At 53.2% G+C, this 19,469-nt stretch carries 16 protein-coding genes and 1 pseudogene; 13 read left to right on the top strand and 4 right to left on the bottom strand.

Going from position 1 to position 19,469, the window contains the following annotated elements:
* The first annotated feature begins 290 nt into the window (after positions 1–290).
* The 5 genes from LJU29_RS12760 (at position 291) to LJU29_RS12780 (ending at position 5,164) form a co-directional block, all read left to right on the top strand.
* Positions 291–2,084: a TnsB C-terminal domain-containing protein gene (locus LJU29_RS12760; protein WP_257112530.1), complete on the top strand. Its 1,794-nt coding sequence runs from the start codon at positions 291–293 to the stop codon at positions 2,082–2,084.
* Entirely contained in the window at positions 2,081–2,992 is a 912-nt protein-coding gene (locus LJU29_RS12765; RefSeq protein WP_257112531.1) for a TniB family NTP-binding protein, read from the top strand. The genes LJU29_RS12760 and LJU29_RS12765 overlap by 4 nt, the downstream gene beginning before the upstream one ends.
* 172 nt (positions 2,993–3,164) lie before the next feature.
* Entirely contained in the window at positions 3,165–3,665 is a 501-nt protein-coding gene (locus LJU29_RS12770) for a hypothetical protein (protein WP_257112532.1), read from the top strand.
* A 17-nt stretch (positions 3,666–3,682) separates the two neighbouring features.
* Complete coding sequence (locus tag LJU29_RS12775) at positions 3,683–4,666, top strand: hypothetical protein (protein WP_257112533.1); 984 nt, start codon at positions 3,683–3,685, stop codon at positions 4,664–4,666.
* A gap of 21 nt (positions 4,667–4,687) precedes the next feature.
* Positions 4,688–5,164, top strand: coding sequence for a hypothetical protein (locus LJU29_RS12780; RefSeq protein ID WP_257112535.1), 477 nt, complete (start codon positions 4,688–4,690; stop codon positions 5,162–5,164).
* Positions 5,165–5,288: 124 nt separating this feature from the next.
* Here LJU29_RS12780 and LJU29_RS12785 read toward each other — a convergent pair whose 3' ends face one another.
* The gene (locus LJU29_RS12785; protein ID WP_213674422.1) at positions 5,289–5,756 is read right to left on the bottom strand and encodes a helix-turn-helix domain-containing protein; all 468 of its coding nucleotides are present in this window, start codon (positions 5,754–5,756) and stop codon (positions 5,289–5,291) included.
* A gap of 1,341 nt (positions 5,757–7,097) precedes the next feature.
* Between LJU29_RS12785 and LJU29_RS12790 the strand changes: the two genes are divergently transcribed.
* The 3 genes from LJU29_RS12790 to LJU29_RS12800 all read left to right on the top strand — a co-directional run bounded on the left by LJU29_RS12790 (position 7,098) and on the right by LJU29_RS12800 (position 8,884).
* The gene (locus tag LJU29_RS12790) at positions 7,098–7,832 is read left to right on the top strand and encodes a metallophosphoesterase (RefSeq protein WP_257112538.1); all 735 of its coding nucleotides are present in this window, start codon (positions 7,098–7,100) and stop codon (positions 7,830–7,832) included.
* A complete protein-coding gene (locus LJU29_RS12795) occupies positions 7,832–8,167 on the top strand; it encodes a hypothetical protein (RefSeq protein WP_257112539.1) in 336 nt (111 codons plus the stop codon). The genes LJU29_RS12790 and LJU29_RS12795 overlap by 1 nt, the downstream gene beginning before the upstream one ends.
* A 312-nt stretch (positions 8,168–8,479) precedes the next feature.
* Positions 8,480–8,884, top strand: coding sequence for a DUF6957 family protein (locus LJU29_RS12800; RefSeq protein WP_257112540.1), 405 nt, complete (start codon positions 8,480–8,482; stop codon positions 8,882–8,884).
* A 242-nt stretch (positions 8,885–9,126) separates the two neighbouring features.
* Here LJU29_RS12800 and LJU29_RS12805 read toward each other — a convergent pair whose 3' ends face one another.
* On the bottom strand, positions 9,127–10,242 hold the full coding sequence (locus tag LJU29_RS12805) for a DUF3800 domain-containing protein (RefSeq protein ID WP_257112542.1): 1,116 nt from the start codon (positions 10,240–10,242) through the stop codon (positions 9,127–9,129).
* Between the two features lie 533 nt (positions 10,243–10,775).
* Here LJU29_RS12805 and LJU29_RS12810 point away from each other — a divergent pair.
* The 4 genes from LJU29_RS12810 (at position 10,776) to LJU29_RS12825 (ending at position 16,234) form a co-directional block, all read left to right on the top strand.
* Positions 10,776–11,705, top strand: a complete 930-nt coding sequence (locus LJU29_RS12810) for an OST-HTH/LOTUS domain-containing protein (RefSeq protein WP_257112544.1) — start codon at positions 10,776–10,778, stop codon at positions 11,703–11,705.
* Between the two features lie 163 nt (positions 11,706–11,868).
* Positions 11,869–13,170 (top strand): hypothetical protein, encoded by a 1,302-nt coding sequence (locus tag LJU29_RS12815; RefSeq protein WP_257112545.1) that lies wholly within the window; start codon positions 11,869–11,871, stop codon positions 13,168–13,170.
* Between the two features lie 384 nt (positions 13,171–13,554).
* Complete coding sequence (locus tag LJU29_RS12820) at positions 13,555–14,919, top strand: SEC-C metal-binding domain-containing protein (RefSeq protein WP_257112547.1); 1,365 nt, start codon at positions 13,555–13,557, stop codon at positions 14,917–14,919.
* A gap of 277 nt (positions 14,920–15,196) precedes the next feature.
* A complete protein-coding gene (locus LJU29_RS12825) occupies positions 15,197–16,234 on the top strand; it encodes a hypothetical protein (RefSeq protein ID WP_257112549.1) in 1,038 nt (345 codons plus the stop codon).
* Between the two features lie 131 nt (positions 16,235–16,365).
* Here the strand turns inward: LJU29_RS12825 and LJU29_RS12830 are convergent, their stop codons facing one another.
* The gene (locus LJU29_RS12830; RefSeq protein WP_257112551.1) at positions 16,366–17,904 is read right to left on the bottom strand and encodes an RNA-directed DNA polymerase; all 1,539 of its coding nucleotides are present in this window, start codon (positions 17,902–17,904) and stop codon (positions 16,366–16,368) included.
* 322 nt (positions 17,905–18,226) lie between these two features.
* Here LJU29_RS12830 and LJU29_RS12835 point away from each other — a divergent pair, with 322 nt between their 5' ends.
* Complete coding sequence (locus LJU29_RS12835) at positions 18,227–18,988, top strand: SDR family NAD(P)-dependent oxidoreductase (protein WP_257112552.1); 762 nt, start codon at positions 18,227–18,229, stop codon at positions 18,986–18,988.
* A 250-nt stretch (positions 18,989–19,238) separates the two neighbouring features.
* Here LJU29_RS12835 and LJU29_RS12840 read toward each other — a convergent pair.
* Positions 19,239–19,421: pseudogene (locus LJU29_RS12840) on the bottom strand (carbon-nitrogen hydrolase family protein); the annotation flags it as partial.
* Positions 19,422–19,469 lie beyond the last annotated feature (48 nt).

Here is a 19,469-nt window from a genome sequence, read left to right on the forward strand (position 1 = left end):
GAGCTACCTTCAGTCATTAGTAACTGACGCCAGATATTAACAGCACCTCCAGAACTCGCTCACCCATTAACGTCAACCATGCACGATGATGCCAAATGATCATGAATAGAATTTTCCGCAGCTGTTGTTTCAGTGGAGTGTTTCTGATAAGGAGAGCTGCGCCTAGATCCTACAAAGCCGACTCACCATTTTGGTGAAGTTAACTATTACTGTTACCAGTACGCATGTAGGGATCGATACCATACCCAGTGGTATTTGCTATTGCTTCGACATAATAGGTGGCGAGAAAGGTGAGCAAAGAAATTCGCACGGCCGTATCAATCCATACCTCCAAGCCGATTCGAGTTAAGGTGTCACCCCTGAGGATCCCAACGCCCTGGAAACCCGCAAACGTTACCGTTACTCAATCCGCAGTACCGTATGAAGCTCTAGATGTGAGTGATGCAGAGTTGCGTCTTGCCCGGAAGCGCGATGCCATTTTCAAGCAAGTTAGGGATGGCATGATAGGTCAAGCTAAAGCGATGGAGCTATTGGAAGTAAAAAAAAGTCAATTCTACAATCTGTATAAATCCTTCTTGGAATCTAATAGCTATCTTGACTTGGCGAGAAAGAAGAGGGGAACGAAGCCGGGCAGCCATAAGCTAACGCCCGGGCAGCTAAGTGCTCTTGAACTTTCGTTTCAGGAGAAATACAACGGGCCGAGTGCATCATCAGCTAAAGTCTGGAAGTACGCTCAAGGGCTAGTTCCTGAAGATGAGTTGCCGCCCAGTAAGTATCAGTGTAGGAAATTTGTAGCTGCAAAGCCCGAAAAAGTTAAATACTACAAAAAATATGGAAAGGAGGCTGGTGATAATAAGTATATAGCTAAACCTAAGAAAAAAATCATGGAACGTGTGCTTCAGCAAGTGCAGATGGATCACACTATGGTCGACATCATGCTAGTCGACGAATTTGATCGTGATGTGTTGGTAGGGCGTCCTTGGTTGACGATTATCATGTGCTCCCTTACTAGGGTGATACTTGGTCTGCATCTGAGCCTTCGACCCCCTAGTTTAAGCACCGTTGCAAGCGCGTTGGCTTTTGCAGTTTTGGATAAATGTACTTTTTTAGAGTCCTGGGGTCTTGACTCCAGAGCTTACCCATATTACGGGATACCCTTTCTAATTTACACAGACAACGCTGCTGAGTTCACTAGCCCTAAGTTCATTGCAATGTGCAAAAGATGGGGAATGGATTGGGATCATCGCCCAATCGGCAAGAAGTGGTACGGTGGCTTGATCGAACGCGTTATAGGCACATTTATGAACGAAATACATTTTCTGCCAGGAAATACAGGCAGCAATGTGATTCAGCGGGCGGGTTTAACCCCAGAGCTTGATGCCAAGTATGATATTGTGCAATGCGCTAAATACCTGTTTGATCAAGCGATTATTTACCACGGGACGCATCATGAAGGTCTGGGGAGTACTCCGCGTCAAGCATGGAATTCTTACGATTCGCAGGGGGCTCTAGACCATGAAAGAGTGATCCTGCAAGATCAGAGGGAACGCTTCGAAATTGAGTTTTTGGCTCCATCTTATAATCATACAATTCAGATATATGGAATAAATTTTTCAGGCAGAAGATATCACAGTCCCGAACTAGATCCTTACATCGGCGCAAGAAATGTTGAGATACGGTATCAGTCCGGCGACCTGAGCTCGATATGGGTATTGGTTCCTGGAAGATTTCTACATGTTCCGTGCACCTACACTAAAAACCGCCTCTCCAACAACTGGGAGTCTTATTGCAGCCATAAGGCTTTGTCTAGTGCCAGGCATGTCGGCCACCGCGCGCCAGCGGGGCTCATTGATGATGAGCATGCTCTGGAAGCCCAGAGGCGCCAGCGCGAACTAGCAATTGAAGTGGAGACTCAGCCTAACAAAAAGCCAAGACCACTTAAAGATATCACGGCGCAGACAGAGCGGCTACCCACCCCCCCGGCGATCCAGCCAGTAATTGGCGCGCCGCGTATCATCCAAAGCAGTCGGGGCGCTCCGGAGATTATGCAACCTACGCTAATAATTGACAGGTTCAAAAAATGACTATGGACGCATCTTCAGATTACGATCACGTATTGCTAGAGCATCGCTATAAGCTTGATCTCTCTGCAACTCAACGTATCGAAATTTGCAGGCATGACTTTTGGATCGATACACCAAAGTTTGCTTTAATGTTCGAATGTATAGGCCACATGTTGTATACAAGAAACCAGATTCAAGCATCTTGCATATTTATACACGGAGAAGGCGGGGATGGAAAAACGGCTGCATGGCATCGCCTGAAGTTTCTAAGCGCGAACTCCGATAAAAAAATGGTCTTTGTTGAGCTGTCCGAAAATACGAGTCGCCATAAGCTCCTTGATCGGATATGTGAGGCCTTTGGAATTGAGGTCGGTGGCCGCAACACAGCCAGGAAGGAAGACTTAATACTAAATTACATAAGGGTTAACAACGTATGTGCCATCGTCCTTGATGAGCTAAATGATGCCCTTCTACAGCCATATGCTCAAAAGCGTACGCTTCTTTCGCTGATGCGTAATCTGTCGGGCACTCTGAAATTGTGTGTAATCGCCTTTGGCAATACGGAGGCACGCGACATCGTTATGCTGGATCGGATCATCGACCGTCGTTTTGTGCAGTTTGTTGTCAAAGACTGGGAGATGGGGCAGGATTTTGTTAATTTCATTGCAACTTATGAGGCTCATCTCCCGCTTAAGTTCAAATCCGACCTCGCATCCCCGGAGCTTAGAACGTTAATCCATACCGAGTCATTAGGGATCATGGATAACGTCGTCAAGATCATGAAATGTCTAGCCATGGATGCTATTGACTCAGGAGCAGAGCGCATCGCGCCGGAGCAGTTCCCTCGTTTGCGTGATATTGCGATGCGGTTCGGATTTAACTTGCATATTCCCAAGGTTGATCGCAATGCAGATAAATCGAAGAAGTAGTTTGACCCCATGCCAGCAAGATATCCATGATGCGATATCAGCTAAGCTGGCCTTGGCTCAGCCTACCATAATTATAATTAACGCTGAGCCAGGATCAGGCCTTTCGACATTGATGGAATGTCTTGGGGAAGATATGGGGTCAGCATGTCTTAAACTCGTATCAAGACCAGCGATGAGTGACCTCAACTTGCTTGAGACGTTTTATCATCACTTGGGGCTGGGCGGTGAGGGGATTTCACACCGGGCACCGATTCCAGCCTTTATATATCCTCTCATTGAACTGCAGCCGATTATGAACTTACTTATTGAGGATATCGATGACTTTGCTGTAACTGTTCCAATGAGAAAAATGACTATGGGGCACCTTAGTAAAATTGCCTCAGCATTGCCGGGCATGAGTTTCATTATTTCTCAGACATTGTCTAGATGGGATCACGATCGCAGTATCCTGCATAGTGATATTAAGGGGGTTCAGGGGCGTGACGAATATCATTTGCGTAGCTTCGCAGACCTTGGTCAGTATATTACTTACTTTAAGAGCTTGACCGCCTCAAATGGATTAAACAATGTATCTAGTTCAGCATTAGGGGAGCTCTATAAAAGAACAGAAGGCAATCTGGCTTCCACCATGTTGCATCTCTGCCATCCTCTTTACATGCGCCAATGGGAATAAAGACGCAGGCATTTCATATGAGTGTACTTATCATGCCAGTCCAGAACGAGCTGTTTTCATCTTGGTTGTATCGCCAAGGAGCCGTTTCCATCTACAGTGATTTATCCATCCACCAGCTTTTGGGGATGTATCAATGCTGCATGCAAAAAGGTGATTTTGATCCCGACTTTAATTTTTCCAGCGAGTTCAGCAGGTGCGCTCTGAAGCAGGTGGGCCTGGTAGATTCTGACGTTTTTTTCTTCGCACCGAAAAGCACTTGGCTGATACCACGCTATTATCGTGGAGCCTTTTGCTATGAATGCTTTTGTGATCATATTCGATCATTCAAGCTTCCTACAATGCTTACTGAGTGGTGCTCAGTCACACAAACTGTTTGCCCTGTGCACTTTGTTTCTTTGGTCGACACGCCAGGAAAACACAATTACAAACTTAATATGGCGGTGAGGCTTTTTTCTGACTACCATTCACAGTCAAGTTCTTTGGCATTCCCCCATCCTAATCTGACCCCGCAAGTCATAGATGCATTACTGTCCATACAGTTATTTATGTCCCGCGCTGAGGCTAGAGCCTTGGATAGTGGATGTGACTCTGAGTGGCGGTTGATTCAGACGATAATACGAATATTTCTCTATCCTCGACATGGCATAATTGCCTCTTTGTTTCCCAAGAAGTCCGTTGGGGCTGAGGTTCAACTCTTTCGATACAATCTGCATTTGGGCCCCTTAACAAGCCAGGTTACCCGCAGGCAGCTGGCGATACTGCTGATGGGCTTGGTTTTGGATGTTTTGGAGGACAGTCAACGCTCAGAGGCTGAGCAGTACCTCAAGTTTTTTGACCAGCGTTATTATTTTTTTAATAGCACCGCCGGGCTAGGTCGATCCGCTAACGTCTTTATTCCTGAGCATGGGAGATCACTTTTTGCCCAATTGGTTGAGCTTTCAACCAAAATCCGCAGCCCTTATCTAGCAGAATTTGTTGCTGGGTTTGGTGGCAGGCACTAATAGTTATCATGTGGAGGAAATATGCTGTTCCAGTTCGTGACTCAAGTACGCTTCTCCTTGCCGCTTGCAGTCACCGAAAATGGCGCTGTTTTCGGTGCGCAAGCAAATCTAGGGATGTTCGTTTCATTTCCGTCGAGACGGATACTCGCGTGGTTTCACGCGGCTGAGCGGCTCACGACCAAGGAGGGCACACAACGGCTCATGCTTCCCGGGCCGGTGCCCTCATTCGTCACCAAAATTGTGTGGATCAATGCACATGGTCTCACCGAGACGCACCGAACCGCTGATTTGATCGACGCTTTTATGGAGCTCTTCTATGACTACCCCGTTTCCGTCTATGGAAGCCAGGCACTAGTACGGCATATCCCCAGGCCTGTCTTTGACTTGCTCGTGAACGATACTGTGTCTCGTTACAACCGATATTTCATGGTAGCGGCTGGGAGCAGTAGTGCAGGCGTCCTTGACAAGCTGGATTCAGCCCCACGGCTATTCAATTGATTGTGTCTTTCATAGCATTTCTCACGTGCCAGAAGTCTTGCACTTTTAGATAGTGCCATTACCGAGATCACTCCTCACAAGGATTTCCCCGAGAGAGGGATAGTGATCCGTCACCCCGGCATCATCATTCCGACTCGCGCCAGTAACGACTGACAGTCATCTTGTTCACAGCGAGATTCTGAGACGTCTGCGCCTGACTCAAGCCCTGGGCTTTGCACTCCTGAATCGCGGCCTTCAGATCGCGATCAATCACCCGGCCGGCTGGCCTGCTACGTAGTCCACCGGCATCCAATTCTGCCCGCGCTGCCGCGAGTGTGCCGGCGGCATCCAGTTCACGCATCTGTTCTGCGAATCTCTCTACAAGCGCATCAACGGTTATGCCTTCCCGGATCAGGGTGGCTGCGCCGACCAGCAATAGGGGAGACGCCCCGTAGGCTTCCGACAAGTCCTGCAGCTTGTCCAATGTAGGGCTCGACTTGCCGTGCTCAAGCTGACTCAGGTACTGACGATTGCTCCCTTCGGGAATTGACTCCTGGGTCAACCCTTTGTGAGCTCGCAGCGCGCGAAGGATCGCGGCTAAAGGTACCTTCATCGACACAGGCATTCCTCAAAATCGAGGATGTAGCCATGTTGTGCCGTAACACTCTACCGTATATAGTAGTCGTATAGTTACGGCGTGAGCGCGTGGCTCGAACTACCGCTGCGTGGGTTCAGGCAGGCGGGTGAGGGCAGCAGCTCAGGGCGACATCTCTCTACCAGATATCAATTTAGCCCTAAACCGTCGATTCTGATTTTTATCCTCTAGCCCTAGGCGAGCTGCAGAGCCCAGGTCAGCAGAGGTTACGTCCGGGTGTTGGCGAACAGCTGCAGAGGCGGCCTCGAGACTGGATGAACGGCTGAGAGGGTGAAGCCGGTAGCGCTGAGCTCTCGTAAGCAGCAACAGAACGGGGTCGCGTGCCGAGAGGCCTGGATTGATGTGAGGAACCACCAGTGAACAACCCAGCATTCCCAGATCCTCCGGCATTCATGATCAAGACCTTCGGGTCGACGATAAGAGACCTCTCCTTCAACAGGCTGCCGACGGTCATCCAAAGGGCGAAGGCGGCCATACCTGAGGATGACGTGGTGGGATTTCTCTTATGCGCGCTATATCGACCGCCGCGGATGACTGGGCTGATCTTCTGCAATTGCATGAGTCTCTTACCCCCAGGTCTGCCAGCGCATACGCCACCAGTAGTGAGGCGGTTTCACCGCAACGGTTACTTGGTGGTAGAGGCGGACACGGGCGGATTGTTCGTGGTGGCCCACCATTACTTCGAAAACGGTGCTATCAGGCCTTTTTTCGAAGTGCATTGAAGGACATCAACACAGGACATCATGCCTGGACAGATCGAGTGAATTGCCATGCCTACAGACTATGAATCCTTGAACAGCTTGCAGACCGCCGCGGAGGTCAACCCGACCTCAACGCCCGCAAGCGTCGAGCGTGCTATGGGTGTGCGGTTCGAATTTCCGGCCACCGCATACATGTGCTGTGCGAGGGTGGATCAGGAAATCAACTGCCTGGTAGGTGTGGTTTATCAAGAACAACGCGGGCGCTTTCGAGATGGTGCGACCATTAGGACGTCCACCCTACGTCGACAGTTCGAGAGCCACGGATATCAAGTCTTCGAAACGAGCAATGGCAGTGCATATGTCGTTTGCGAATGGGCGCCGGATGGATTGAGCCCACGCTTTTCTGGCGTACGCCACTAGCCATCCGGCATACGGATCCACACAGGTGAAGCTGTTATGGCCCCATGGATTATCAAACACACTCGAAACCAGCAGCTCATAACGGTGCCCGTGCGAAGGTCAACCAGGTGTGGAGGCACTAAAGCCGTACAACCTGTAAATCACATCGAAACACAGCAAATTCCCAAGTGACCGACTGATGAAGCTACGAATTTACTCAGACTTGCATAACGAATTTCACCGCTTCGACCCGCCGGCCCTCGATCCTAGCGTCGACTTGGTCATCCTCGCTGGCGACATCGACAAAAAAGCCCGCGGCGTGAAGTGGGCAAATGACGCATTCCAGTGCAAGGTCGCTTATATCAGCGGCAATCACGAGTACTACGACGGCCATATCGACAGGACACTGCGCAAAATGCGAGATATCGCAGAAAGCCACGTGCATGTCCTAGAAAATGATTCCCTCATCATCAACGGCACCCGCATCTTGGGCACCGCCGCGTGGACGGATTTTTCCTCAACGGGCGACCAAGTAGCTGCCAGCAGCATGGCTTGGCAGTGGATGAATGACTTCAACTACATCCGCGCTGATGCGGGATATCGACGCCTGAGACCCGATGACCTCGTCACTCGCAACCATGCCGCCAAGGCCTGGCTGGCCGAGCAGCTTGCCCAGCCTTTTGCAGGCAAAACGATCGTCATAACCCATCACTCACCATCGCCCGTGGTCGTTGGGACGAAGCATGATGGACTCCTCAACGCGGCTTACACCAACGATTGGCCTAGCCTCATCGAGAAAGCGGATCTTTGGGTCTTTGGCCATACCCACCAAGCTGTGGACGTCGAGTTGGCAGGCTGCAGAGTCGTCTCCAATCCCCGGGGTTATCCCAAAGAGCAGACTGGCTTTGACCCATTTTTTGAGATTTCGATTTGATGACCAATTTTGCCCATAAGCGTGTCGCGGAGAAGGAAGCCGTCGAGCGTCAGAGTCAGGGGATTCCTGGTGCGGTCATCCGAGCGCAATCCATGGATTGGGGTGTGACCATTGATGCGTACCTTTACAACGCGGCAAGGGTAGGGCTGCGATATGCAGCGATCGTGTATGGGGACAAATCTGGGGCGAGCCTTGACGGCATGACCGTTGCCACCCCACCGCTGGAACTTGTGACAGCTCAGTCGGGATTTAAGCTGATGCGTACTCCACACGGGGATCATCACTTTCTGATTGTGAGCGAGCTCGGCGCCGAAGGGCATCATGAAGACATCTAGCATTGAGATTCCTAGCGAACTTGCTCAAGCTGCATCGCTGCGCTTCAAATCTAGGATCAGCGGATTTCTACGGCGAGCGTTTCCTCATGGGGCGTGCCTGGCTGGTGAGATCCATGGGGATTTGAGCGAGCGCTTCTCGGAGGGTGGTCTGATACAGACCTCAGTCATCATGCAACTGACCAGGGAGCATGGGTATTTGCTTGCCCATACGTTCACGGGCAGCTGCTATGTGCTCATCCAGCCGGCCGGCGCCGTGGAACAGAATTTTGGACACCTCTATAAGCACGAGGTACCACAGGGATCGGAGGATTGATGCATCTACTACATATTGCGGAAGCCATCGCACTCGACGGCGATCCGCTGTCCGGGGCGTCCGAAGCGGAAGCCGAGCTCATCAAGACACGTGTCGCAGAAACGGGCAAAGCATACTGTGCAGCGGTTGCTTGGGTCATTATTGATGTAACCGATGTGGATGCCGAGCCGTTGGCTGCCATAGGATGGTTGCCCATTGTCTTGTTCACCCATAGCGTGCTGCTCCACAGTACCGGCGATTATGAGAACAACGAGCGCATCAAGACCGGCTACGCGACCAGCTACGATGGGCGGGGCATCTTTGAAACCAGTGACACGATCTTTGTGCTCGTGGGCCAAGGCTTCAGAAAGTCTGTCTCGATCAAGCTTCTGAATCAGGTGCCCTCACGATCTTGGGCACCATGAGCCGCGGTTGAAGGTCATGTAGCTTATGGAGGCTGCGACTAGCAAGGGTTCAGGTCGTCCTTCACTTGATCAGAGCTGCCGCTTCACAACGATTCCGACCGGCCTTTTACTTCGATGACGCAAGCTACGCTCGTTGAAGCTCAAAATAGTAAGAACCTACAAGCAGCTCCTTCGCAATGGCACGCAGCAAGGCCCAGCGTCGTCCGCTTCTGCGGTATGTGCAGTGATGACTCAAGCTAGCGTTACTCTGGTGCCTCTAGCGTGTTATGGCACCATACATAGTTGACCCCATAGCCCTTCGTTTCATCCTCAGCATTGGCCATGATGTGAAAAGCAGCGGAGAGTTCTGGGGCTGGTTCGACGTTGTAGACAAGCCGGTCTTGGGCATAGCGCACGATAAACCCCGTAAGAATATCTGCAGCTTGGACGCCGACGGAGTCCTCAGAGCGCGCGATCGATAGCTCTGCTTGCTGCAGGAAACGATAGTTAGCGATGGGAGAGACATCTCGCTTAGGAGTCGCGTCCTCAGCAGCTTTCTTGGCGGAAAATAAGATGTCGTCAAACTGAGTTTGAACGTCATGAACCAATTTTACCCGCTTTACTTGGCCATCATGAGCATGGTTAATGCGTGCGTACATATTGGTGAGCGAGGAGTAATTCGGCAGTATCCATACCTCCTTTCCTTTTTTTCCAGGATCAGGCAAAGGTAAAAAACGGCGCACCGCCTTTTCTTCCGTCGACTCCTGAGCCAGCATGATCCGAAAGTCATCCATTGTTTCAAGGACTGACTCTGCCATTCCTGCGTGTTGGGGCGTCGGCCCAGAGCGAGCGAATGCGAGAATACATTCGAAGGCTAGAAGTAGATCGTCCTTGCTCTGGCTCTGGCAGGCTTTGAAATACGTGGTGAAAAGTTCGTTTGGCGCCTCTTTGGTCAGTATCTGCGCGAATACCGTACGTATGAAATCGGTCTGTTTGCTGTCAGGGCCGGAAAAATAAGGTGGCCATACAAGGTAGTGAGCTAGGTTGGTCGCGACAAAGAATTTCTTCTCCACCAGCTCGATGAAAAATGGAATTTTGTCGTTCGCAATCAGCTTTACTAGGTCAAGTATGAAGGCTGGCTTATGTTTGTAGATCTTCGTCGATTTCAGATCATTGCTTTGTATCCGATGCCTGAGCTTCAATGCGCTGATGTCAGCCTCGAACTGCGTTAGATCTTTGATGCCAAGGCATCCCAGTCCAAAGTAGGGCTGCCCGCCGTAGCTCAGGGTTTCGCCCCCTAGAACTAGATCACCCGTGTTGCCAGATTCGTCAATGAAGTACGTTATTTCAGTGTTGTCTTGGATTATCTGATCGCTCATGTCGTCTCCCCCGCTTTATGGCTGTCTAGCCAAAATGGTCACTACGTTCTCGACATGCGCCTCACGCGCTCGGCTTTAAGTGGAACGCCGGCCGGGAGGGTAGAGCTATGCTGGGAGTTCGACTATGCCCAATTGGTCTGACGTCCACGCGGCTTTCCTTGCAGCCTCGCCAACCTTATGGCTGGAGCAGGCTGAACATTTGACCAGTCGTCGCAGTATGGGGGCACTTGCCGTCGGCCTTCATCGCGGGATGTTGTGGTGTGGAAAATCGGACGTGAATTGCTGGAGCTCGGCCGACAGGCATAGCGGTTTGGAGGCGCTTAAACCTTGGTTGGCGTTAATGGGGGGCACTTATGCATCTGATCCGTGCCATAAGGGCCGTTAGAAGGCGCCTAAAGTGGGCGGGAAGGATCGAACCCTGCATCGCTGGAAAGGGCATGCTCTACGAAACAATTCAAGCTTTATGAGCCCCCCAATATGATTCAGACTCGCCGCACCAGTTCTGCCCACTGTTGATGATTGAGTCGCTATTCATGGATGACGCCGCCACCCCTTCAGATATTTTGTCCCGCCTTCAATCGGAGGTACAGCGCAAGCTTGGGCGTTGCCTCCTGCAATTGCAGCAGTACGAAAAGCTGCTGAAAGCCATGGTCTCCCGTCACGAGTTGAATGGCCCGATAGATCAACTGGACGCTATCCGAGAGAAGATGGCGAATGCTGTTCAGCAGAAGACCCTGGGCACACTGATGGGGATGCTGACCGATACCTATATGACCTCGCCTGTGGTTGGTGATCGACCGCAGTCAGCGCAAGTCGAAACAGACGACCAGACCTGGTTCAGCTATCGGCACGAGCTCCAGATGCCATCTGAAAACTATGAGATGACGAAGGTTGCCCTGCGGGAGCTGGTAGGTCTGCGCAATCAGCTGGTTCATCACTTTATTGACCGGTTCGATCTCTGGTCAGTGGATGGCTGCTCGACAGCGGATGAGTTCTTAGAGGAAAGCTATAAGACCATTCACCAGCACTACCTGAACCTACGTGACTGGGCCAAGGGCATGAATGAGGCTCAAGAGACCTTGGCTTTGTGGCTCCAAAGCCCAGCCGCTGAGGCGATATTCGATGCCGGCTCGATCCATGGGTCGGTGGATGGCTCAGATCACGGCATATACGCCTGCTTGAAAGAGGCTGAGGCGAAGTTTGCCGAGGGCGGTTGGACTCACCTGGGTTGTGCCATTCGCTGGATCGCCAGTTGCTACCCGGAACAAACTCCGAAACGGTATGGCTATAGCAGTTGGCGACAGATCCTCCACGAGTCAAAGCAATTCGAGACACGTATAGACCGAGCAGGACGTGAGCCTGCAGTCGTCTGGTATCGCGGGGCCCTCGAAGTCTTTGCGCCAAGCAGGAAATGTCTTGAGCCAGAGCCTGCAGTGCGGACGACAAAGCGGATCCCCGATTGAGTTAAGATCCCAACTGACTCTCATGTGCGACCGAGGTCTGGTGCGACACAACCATGCGTAATTGCCCGTGAGTCAATTTGGAAGCCAAGCCGCGGAGGCGCTGCCCGGCACAGATGGGGACAATGATTTGGACATGGATGTGGATACTAGAGTTAGTAAGGCTATGGACGCCATCTGGGCCGTAGGCACAACGCCAGTGGGAGGGCTTTGGAGAGCTCCTGAATTCGACGAGCTACAAAAGGCCTGCGCCGCAAGGTATCAAGAGGGCAGGGTCACGTTTGGGCTTACCTTTGCGCTGGATCATGCGCTCAAATCTCTGGGACTCCCTTGTCTGTCCTCAGGTGGTTCTCAGACCATCTCCATCAATTCGAAACAGGCCTACACGTTGCTGGACGCGGCCTTCACCCGAACGACCACGCGGCGCAGATACATTTGCCCTCTTGATCTGGCCGAAGACATTCCGACGTTAAATTTTGGTGACGCGAGAACCGGTTACTTCACGGCGGCGCAATTGGATGAGTTGTTCGATAAGCCACGGCTCACCAGGTACTACCCAAACCTTGCATTCGACTCAAACCGCTTCTCACAATTGCACTGGCTGGTGGTGGAGGAGGACGTCCCGGTAGCGGAGAGCGTGGGGGGCCGCTCGACCCCAGGTTTTTCGATGATGATGAGTCGTGATCTAGGCGAGATCGATCCCCATGAAAGCCGTTTCCCTCCGGCGGTCGAGAATGCTTTGTTCTTCCTGCTCTTGGCTCCTTGGGAGGACTGGTCATCCATGACTGAGGTGGACTGGCGGGGCTTTCGGATTCCGTGGATTTACCAGCTCGATGATGACTTGTTTGTTGCGCCTTCAGAGCCTCGTAACCCCGACTCCCTCTCGTGGGAGCCTAAGTTTCGCCACGGCGAATGGGGCGAGGTCGAAGAAACAGAGGGCCCTGTGTTGCTGACGCTTACAGATGAGGCGAGTGAACAATTGTTGAGTCGAAACCAAGAGCACTGGTCGGAGTTCAGATATGCCTCCGACACCAGCCTGTTCGACACACCGGTGATTCATTTCCTGGTGCGTGCATTTTTGGCGAACGGTATCGATGAGTTCATGGCACACCTCACCGTCGTGGAGGCAGCCCTTGGACTCCAAGCGGACTACAGACGCAGACAGCGTGGAAACCACGTTGATAAGGGGCCTACCGAAAGGGTGGCGCTTCGCTTGGCTGCGGCCCTGGATGATCCAGGTGCAGCAGAAGTCTATGAAGAGCTGTTTGAACTCAGAAGCGCATTTATTCATGGCCGCGGAGGTTTGGAGAAGATCTCGACCAACCAACGTGTCCAAGCCAGAAGGCTTGCAGCTAGGGCTGCTGCAGCTCTGGTCAGGCTGGGGGGAGAATCCGGTCTATCGCGCGATGTGGTGCTAGCTGAACTGCTTGATAAGGGGGTACGGCTTGCCGGTGGTGATGGACAATAAACCGATGACCGCAGCAGTGGGCAACTTGCGGATTTATAGATTACCGAAGGCCATCGAGCGGGCGCGATCGGCTGTATCCCCAGAGGGGATCACAGGGTATTTGCTGTGTGCCAGGGAGCAGCGAATTGGTGTGACCGGCTTGCTGTTCTGCGGTGAGGATCAAGGCCTACCTGACGGGGTAGCGATCAGTACGTCTCCTGTTCAGGATAGAGCTTGGGTTGAGGAGTACGAGTTGGTCATTACGATGGATGGGGTTTACGTAATCGCGCACCGGCAACAGGAGAATGGTGCTTTTGACCCGCTTGAATCCCTCCACTAATCCCGGTGTTGATTGCTGTTTAACGGGCAGCCTGGCGCTGCTCGCGTGCTGCCAAGGAGTTTGACATGGATGTAACCAAACACATCACAGACCTCGAAGTGATGGCAAAGATTTCCGCGCAAAGCAGCGGTACCTACCGCACTGCGCTCGAAGTTCTGACGCTTTACCCAGATTACGCGTTGACCACGTTTCGAAAGCTTCTTGAGCTAATGGTCTCACTGGTGGGCGACAAACTAAGCCTGCCTTTCGGGAACCAAGACCTTTGCTGGCGTATCAACCACCTCCACGAATGCCAGCTGATAAGCCACGCCACCAAACGCGATTGTCACAGCATTCGTTTGTGGGGGAACCAGGCCGTGCATGCGTCACCTCAGGCGCTGGCACCGCTGCAGGAGAATGAGCAACCCTCATCGCAAACGGGCGACATTGAGCAAGCTAGAAAGGCTCGAGAGCTCTTCATGTCGGCGCTCTACGAATTTCACGGGCTGCTGATCGGCAACGCGCCCAAGCTGACAATCGTCCCTGCCGAGGTACCTGATCTCGTACCTGGGCAAGTAATAGGCAAGGCCATTGCGAGTGAGTATTCCTTTGACGCAAAGATGCAAGCCGGGCTCGTCCTCGAAGCTGAATGGCTAAGCGCTTGCGGCCGTGGTGGTCTGATTTCCACTCGAGTCAGCGCAGAACATGCGACATCGCTCAAAACCATGGCTGTTGAGATGTATCGGTGCGCATGCGAGATCAGTGCACGTTTGGACGTATTGTCCATGGCGTACATTCAGATCCACGGTGGCTCTGAGACCTTGTGGATGCAGCGTGCAGATACAGAGGCGCTTTATCGCTTCGGGAGTCTGGCCTACACCACCGAGCCGGCCACTGACATGGAGCGGCTCGCAACGAACGCGCTCAAGGAAGCCGCCACGCGTCAACATCCACAAGCGAGCGTCTACTACGGTGACCATCTACGGCAGATCGGGCAGTTTGGCCAAGCTGAAGAAATGCTGACCTTCGCCGCGACCTCAGAGCAGTCGAAAGCCTACCTTGGTCTCTTTTTTCTCTACAGCGCACAAGAGTCTCCCTGCTATTCCCCTGAGCGTGCTGTGGCAATCCTTGAACAGGGTGTATCGCGAGACGATGCTGACTGTAAGTTTCAGCTCGGGGTGGTGCTTAACGAAGGGGAGCTCATTGATCAGGATAAAAAACGAGCGCGCCAACTGCTGACTGCCGCAGCGCAGCAGGGGATCAGGAGAGCAAGTGTGTATCTCAACTTGGTCGTCGACGACAGCTTCCAGAAGCACTTCCAGATGATTGGGCTCAGTATGTTGGCGGATCTGAATGCGGAACGTGAACAGTACAAGTCGTTGGATATTGGTCGTAACGATCCGTGTCCATGTTCGTCGGGGAAAAAGTACAAAAAATGCCATGGTGTTTGAGCTATAGCGCACCCTGGGTTGCTGCCGCAATTACACCGTGTTTTGCCACTGAAACTAAGGCTACATACGGTAGTCCCCCCGCGGTGGTCATGTGCTTTCATAGCTCCGAAGGCCAACGCCAGGTAGGTCGTGCCAAACACCCTCCCTGGCCCCCTTCGGTAGAGCTGCATGGCTTCGAAATGATGACCACGCGAGCTTGATTACACCGATCTGCCCATAGCTCCAGCCGGGGAAGGGCTGGGCAACACGAACCACTCAATTTCAGGACACGCGACACATGCAAAAAACACCACAGGTTCGGGAGCCATTATCGGTGACGGTCTGCAATCCCTACATCCCGCCGAACGAGTATCGCCAGGGCGTCGTGGAGGCCTTGAGGTGCATCGGGCCATTTCTTAGCAAGTCGGATTTTGAAGCCCTGGTGCTAAAAAAGCTCCGGCTTGAAGATCCCGAACCTTCCGAAAAGCAGTACCTGCAGGCTGCGGTTGAGCTCACAGTTTGCACCCACTACGCGCGCTTCTTCCCAGAAGGGTTTGTGTACGAAGACAAGGTAATGCCGCCGCGGGACGTGGATTGCTCCTTCAAGAGTGAAGGGTACAAGTTCAACGTCGAAGTGAAGTGCGCCGACTACACCGCAAAGCAGAAGATTGACGAGAGCGGCGCCTTCATCATGCGAGCGGTAGGGCGGATGGATGACTATGGCGATGCGGCCACCATGTTGCAGGAAGTCTTTGCGAGCGGTGGTAATAAGCTCCTAAAGGGCCTGCACATGGACAATAAGCTTAAAGACTATCTGATGGACGCCCATGGCAAGTTCCCGGATGCGTCACGTGAGGGGGAGTACAACGTACTGGTCGTTGGGTGCGATGATCCACTCGACATCATGCAATGGGAGGGGTATCTGACCGGCTCCCAAGGGCTGTTCACCGATCAATCCTACGCCCCAACGGATGAGTACTCCAACGTCGACATGGTCGTCCTGACCAACCTTTACCACCGCCATAAGGCAGTGGAGAAGAAGGACAAATTGACCGCTCATTGGTGGTTTGGCGAGTCATTTTCGCTGCTGTATAAGAATCCTCGTTCAACCAAACCAGATTCGATGGCGCAGGCCTTCGCCAAAACCTTGCATTTCTACAACAACGATCTGGTGCAGTACCGGATGGAGGGTGACGCCCCCGAGCGCGATCTGCAGAGCCTGGCAATCCTGCATTTCGTGGGTAAGGTATTGCTGGCCAAAGGGCGTTACCTCTTCCAACCGGGTAAACCCAGAAAGCTCGAGTCAGATGAGGAAACGGTGCAAGCCGAAACCTGAGGGCCTGGTAATCCGGACTGGGACGTGGTTGATGCCAAGCTGACTCGCCTGCCATCAACCGCTCCTAGGCTCAGTGCCTGTGGTGATGTCGCGTCGAACATCACCATCAAGGTCGAAGCAATCGCCGAATCTCAGAACCCCGGTGCGCCGTCCTGCACCCATTTGCAGACCCAGCCATCCAGCTTGGTCAAGGACACACTGTTCTTCAGCAACTGCAGGCTCACCTTGCGCTCATCGTCAGACAGCCCTCTGAGCGCCAGAATCAGGGCCCGACGATCCCACGAAGCTGTACCCGATACCCGCTGCTTTGCCTCCTTTGACCACGCACGGTTTCCTCTGGAAAGCTCGGCAGCAGTTGCGATGGCGGTGCCGCACCGTTGGACGTACTGCTTCAGCACTGGCGTGTTCGCCCTCACATGCCTTGCAAGGTACCAGCCCATCCAAACCTTCGCGCTTTGGCTCTCCAGATGACCCTGACGACATGCATGGGTAAGAGCTGGCGCCAGCACAAAATGATCAGCAGGAGATAAGGCATCGAGATAGAGCGCTACGTCATTGATCACCGGCAGGTAGAACTCGAGATCTTCAGTCAGGAGAGGGGCAATCGTATAGTCCCGGGCATTCTTGGCTCGTCTGATGATGGCTCGCATCACACCCAGGTCGATCGCACCTGATTCTTTGGCGCGCATGAGGGCTTCAGAGAGGCGTTCCCCAAGGCTGGAGCCATCGTCGTCATCCTGATCCTCGCCCTCATCCCCATCTTGTTCTGCCTCTTCGTCATGGTACTCACCGTACTGATTGCCGACCTCAATGCTGCGCATCAGGTCGAGCTTTTCCAGCTGGTAGGCGTTTCTTAGCTCCACATGGAGGAAGGTCGAAGAGTCCTGAATCTTGGTCTTTTCTGAGACCAAGCCAAGCCTGTGCTGCTGGTGCAGGTACACCACCAGGTCTTCCAGGATGGCCTTCAGCTCAGCCTCGTCGTCGCTGAATATCCGGTAATCATCCACGTAACGAACATGCTCCAGTCCCCTGTGTGCAATGAACTGATCGACGTCTATCAACGCCGCTTCAGCCAGGATGATCGAGGCCGCAGGGCCAACAGGCAGACCTTGGGAGGACTTGATATTGAGCCGCATCAGGAACGACTCGATTTCCTTGGCCAGGGCAGGGCCGGCGCCGATTTCCTCCAGTCCATTGCGGATGCGGTGCAGGTAAATCTGGTTGTAAAAATCGCTGATGTCCGTGGAGAGCACATAGCTATGTTGACTGGCGAGCCGCTCACAGTTTTCACGATAGGTGTCAAAGCCCGAACCTCGAGAGAAGAAACTGTTGGAACTGACCTCGATACGGTAGGCACAGGACACCTCCGGCCCCATGCGCGCCCGCTCGACCTTTTCGGCCACCAGGGAAACCAGGGCGGTGTAGATCAACGCATCGAGTGGCTCAAGTTGATGGACGACTCGGCAGCCTCCCCGGGCCTTGTGCCACGGCAAGACGCGGGGCTGACTGCTCAAAACATCTTTCAGAGGCGTTGCCAGCAGGTAGGCTTTGACCTCATCCCAACAGTGCCAGACAGCCAGAAACTCGAAGGGCTTCGGGAAGAAGTCGGTGTCGTAGTAGGCACCGATATGCCGGCGGGCGAATTCAAGCGCATCTTCCGTGAGCAGCATTTTATTGACCTTGAGTTTCGCTGGGAGGAGGTGACCCTCTACCGAGCATATTCGGGATTTCGCCAGTGGTCACCCATCCGGCTAGGTGTATGACCGAACTAGCCATGCGAGGCGCTGGATTTGCCCACATTCCCGTAGTCTTGGTGCAAACAGCTGATCTGCCCACAGCCACAAGTCTCCATCACAAGCGTAGTTTCGGGCCACAGAACATGAGCCAAACTGAGTTCGCAAATGGATACCTGCCAATCGTGACTGTCTGACGCCGACGTTGCCTGCTTGGTGCTACGGTATGGTTCTCTAGCAACCCATTCGAGAAATCCATATGACATCCAATCCGACATTCGATTACGAGTTACGCGTCGCGTTGGTTACGGGATCGACTTCCGGCATCGGCGCAGCCATTGCACGTGTACTCAGCTTGGCAGGCTATGCAGTGGTGCTCCATTCCCGAAATTCTGCGGATACGGGTCGCGCTATGGCTGCCGAAATGAATCAGGCTATTTACGTGCAAGCGGATCTTGCTATCGAAGCTGACAGGGTCAGGCTTGTTAACGAGGCTATCGCCGCCTGGGGGCAGCTCGACGTATTGGTCAATAATGCTGGTATTAGCAGAGTCATACCGCACGGCGACCTTGCCTCTGCCATTTCGCAGGTGTGGCACGAACTTAATGAGGTTAATGTCGTGGCGCCGTTTCACCTTGTCGCTTTGGCCGAGTCGGCATTGCGCGATGCCGCCCGTCTCCGCCGAGCAGGTTCCGTCGTAAATATCAGTTCGCATGCCGGTGTCCGTCCTAAGGGCGCCTCGATTCCCTATGCGGTAAGCAAAGCTGCGCTTAATCACATGACCCGCTTGCTCGCGGCATCGCTTGGGCCAGACATTCGCGTCAACGCTGTGGCGCCTGGCTTGGTCGACACGCCCCTGACCGCAGAGTGGGCAGAGGCCCAAGAGTTGTGGCGAACGCGCGCTCCTATGCGCAGGGCCGCTAGCCCAGACGACATCGCAAAAGCTGTCGTAATGCTGGTCGAGTCGGACTACTTAACCGGCGAGATACTCCTGTCAGACGGCGGCTTGAATCTGACCTAGCTCTAGCGTGCTCCGGTATAGAGTCGGCACCGGGACGAGTCACCCTGGCTCGTCGACTACCCCAAGGTCTGTGCCGTGTAGATCTGAGCCTCACTCGGGGATGTGAAAACCAAACCAGCTAGCAGCGCGATTGGATGGGGGGAGGGGCACGCCGTCCTGCTGCCCAGTAAGGGGCAGCAGGAGCACCTACGAGCTTGATCGCCGCCCCTTTAGGGCTGGTGATATCTGTAAGGCGGGCCAACTGAAGGCCTCAGTTAACGAATGTCACCGACTTCTTGGCGCGCTCGTCGACGCTGAGTGAAAACACATCAGGTCGAGCGTAGTGGCCTACCACATCGAAGTCGTATCGGGCCTTTACCAACTCTGCGGTATCAATCTGGGCCACCAGGAGACCCCGTTCATTGCGCATCGGGCCTGCGAGCACTTCGCCCATAAGCAACTGCCGAATTTGAATCGATCATGTGCGGAGGCTTGATGACGC

Origin of the sequence: Pseudomonas ficuserectae (assembly GCF_024584585.1) — a bacterium.
GTDB classification, from domain to species: domain Bacteria; phylum Pseudomonadota; class Gammaproteobacteria; order Pseudomonadales; family Pseudomonadaceae; genus Aquipseudomonas; species Aquipseudomonas amygdali.

Coding starts and splice junctions, on each gene's coding strand:
- LJU29_RS12785 (WP_213674422.1), bottom strand. CDS start 5,756: ATGAAGGTACCTTTAGCCGCGATCCTTCGCGCGCTGCGAGCTCACAAA.
- LJU29_RS12770 (WP_257112532.1), top strand. CDS start 3,165: ATGAGTGACCTCAACTTGCTTGAGACGTTTTATCATCACTTGGGGCTG.
- LJU29_RS12775 (WP_257112533.1), top strand. CDS start 3,683: ATGAGTGTACTTATCATGCCAGTCCAGAACGAGCTGTTTTCATCTTGG.
- LJU29_RS12820 (WP_257112547.1), top strand. CDS start 13,555: ATGGATGTAACCAAACACATCACAGACCTCGAAGTGATGGCAAAGATT.
- LJU29_RS12780 (WP_257112535.1), top strand. CDS start 4,688: ATGCTGTTCCAGTTCGTGACTCAAGTACGCTTCTCCTTGCCGCTTGCA.
- LJU29_RS12800 (WP_257112540.1), top strand. CDS start 8,480: ATGCATCTACTACATATTGCGGAAGCCATCGCACTCGACGGCGATCCG.
- LJU29_RS12835 (WP_257112552.1), top strand. CDS start 18,227: ATGACATCCAATCCGACATTCGATTACGAGTTACGCGTCGCGTTGGTT.
- LJU29_RS12790 (WP_257112538.1), top strand. CDS start 7,098: ATGAAGCTACGAATTTACTCAGACTTGCATAACGAATTTCACCGCTTC.
- LJU29_RS12830 (WP_257112551.1), bottom strand. CDS start 17,904: ATGCTGCTCACGGAAGATGCGCTTGAATTCGCCCGCCGGCATATCGGT.
- LJU29_RS12815 (WP_257112545.1), top strand. CDS start 11,869: ATGGACGCCATCTGGGCCGTAGGCACAACGCCAGTGGGAGGGCTTTGG.
- LJU29_RS12765 (WP_257112531.1), top strand. CDS start 2,081: ATGACTATGGACGCATCTTCAGATTACGATCACGTATTGCTAGAGCAT.
- LJU29_RS12825 (WP_257112549.1), top strand. CDS start 15,197: ATGCAAAAAACACCACAGGTTCGGGAGCCATTATCGGTGACGGTCTGC.
- LJU29_RS12810 (WP_257112544.1), top strand. CDS start 10,776: ATGGATGACGCCGCCACCCCTTCAGATATTTTGTCCCGCCTTCAATCG.
- LJU29_RS12805 (WP_257112542.1), bottom strand. CDS start 10,242: ATGAGCGATCAGATAATCCAAGACAACACTGAAATAACGTACTTCATT.
- LJU29_RS12795 (WP_257112539.1), top strand. CDS start 7,832: ATGACCAATTTTGCCCATAAGCGTGTCGCGGAGAAGGAAGCCGTCGAG.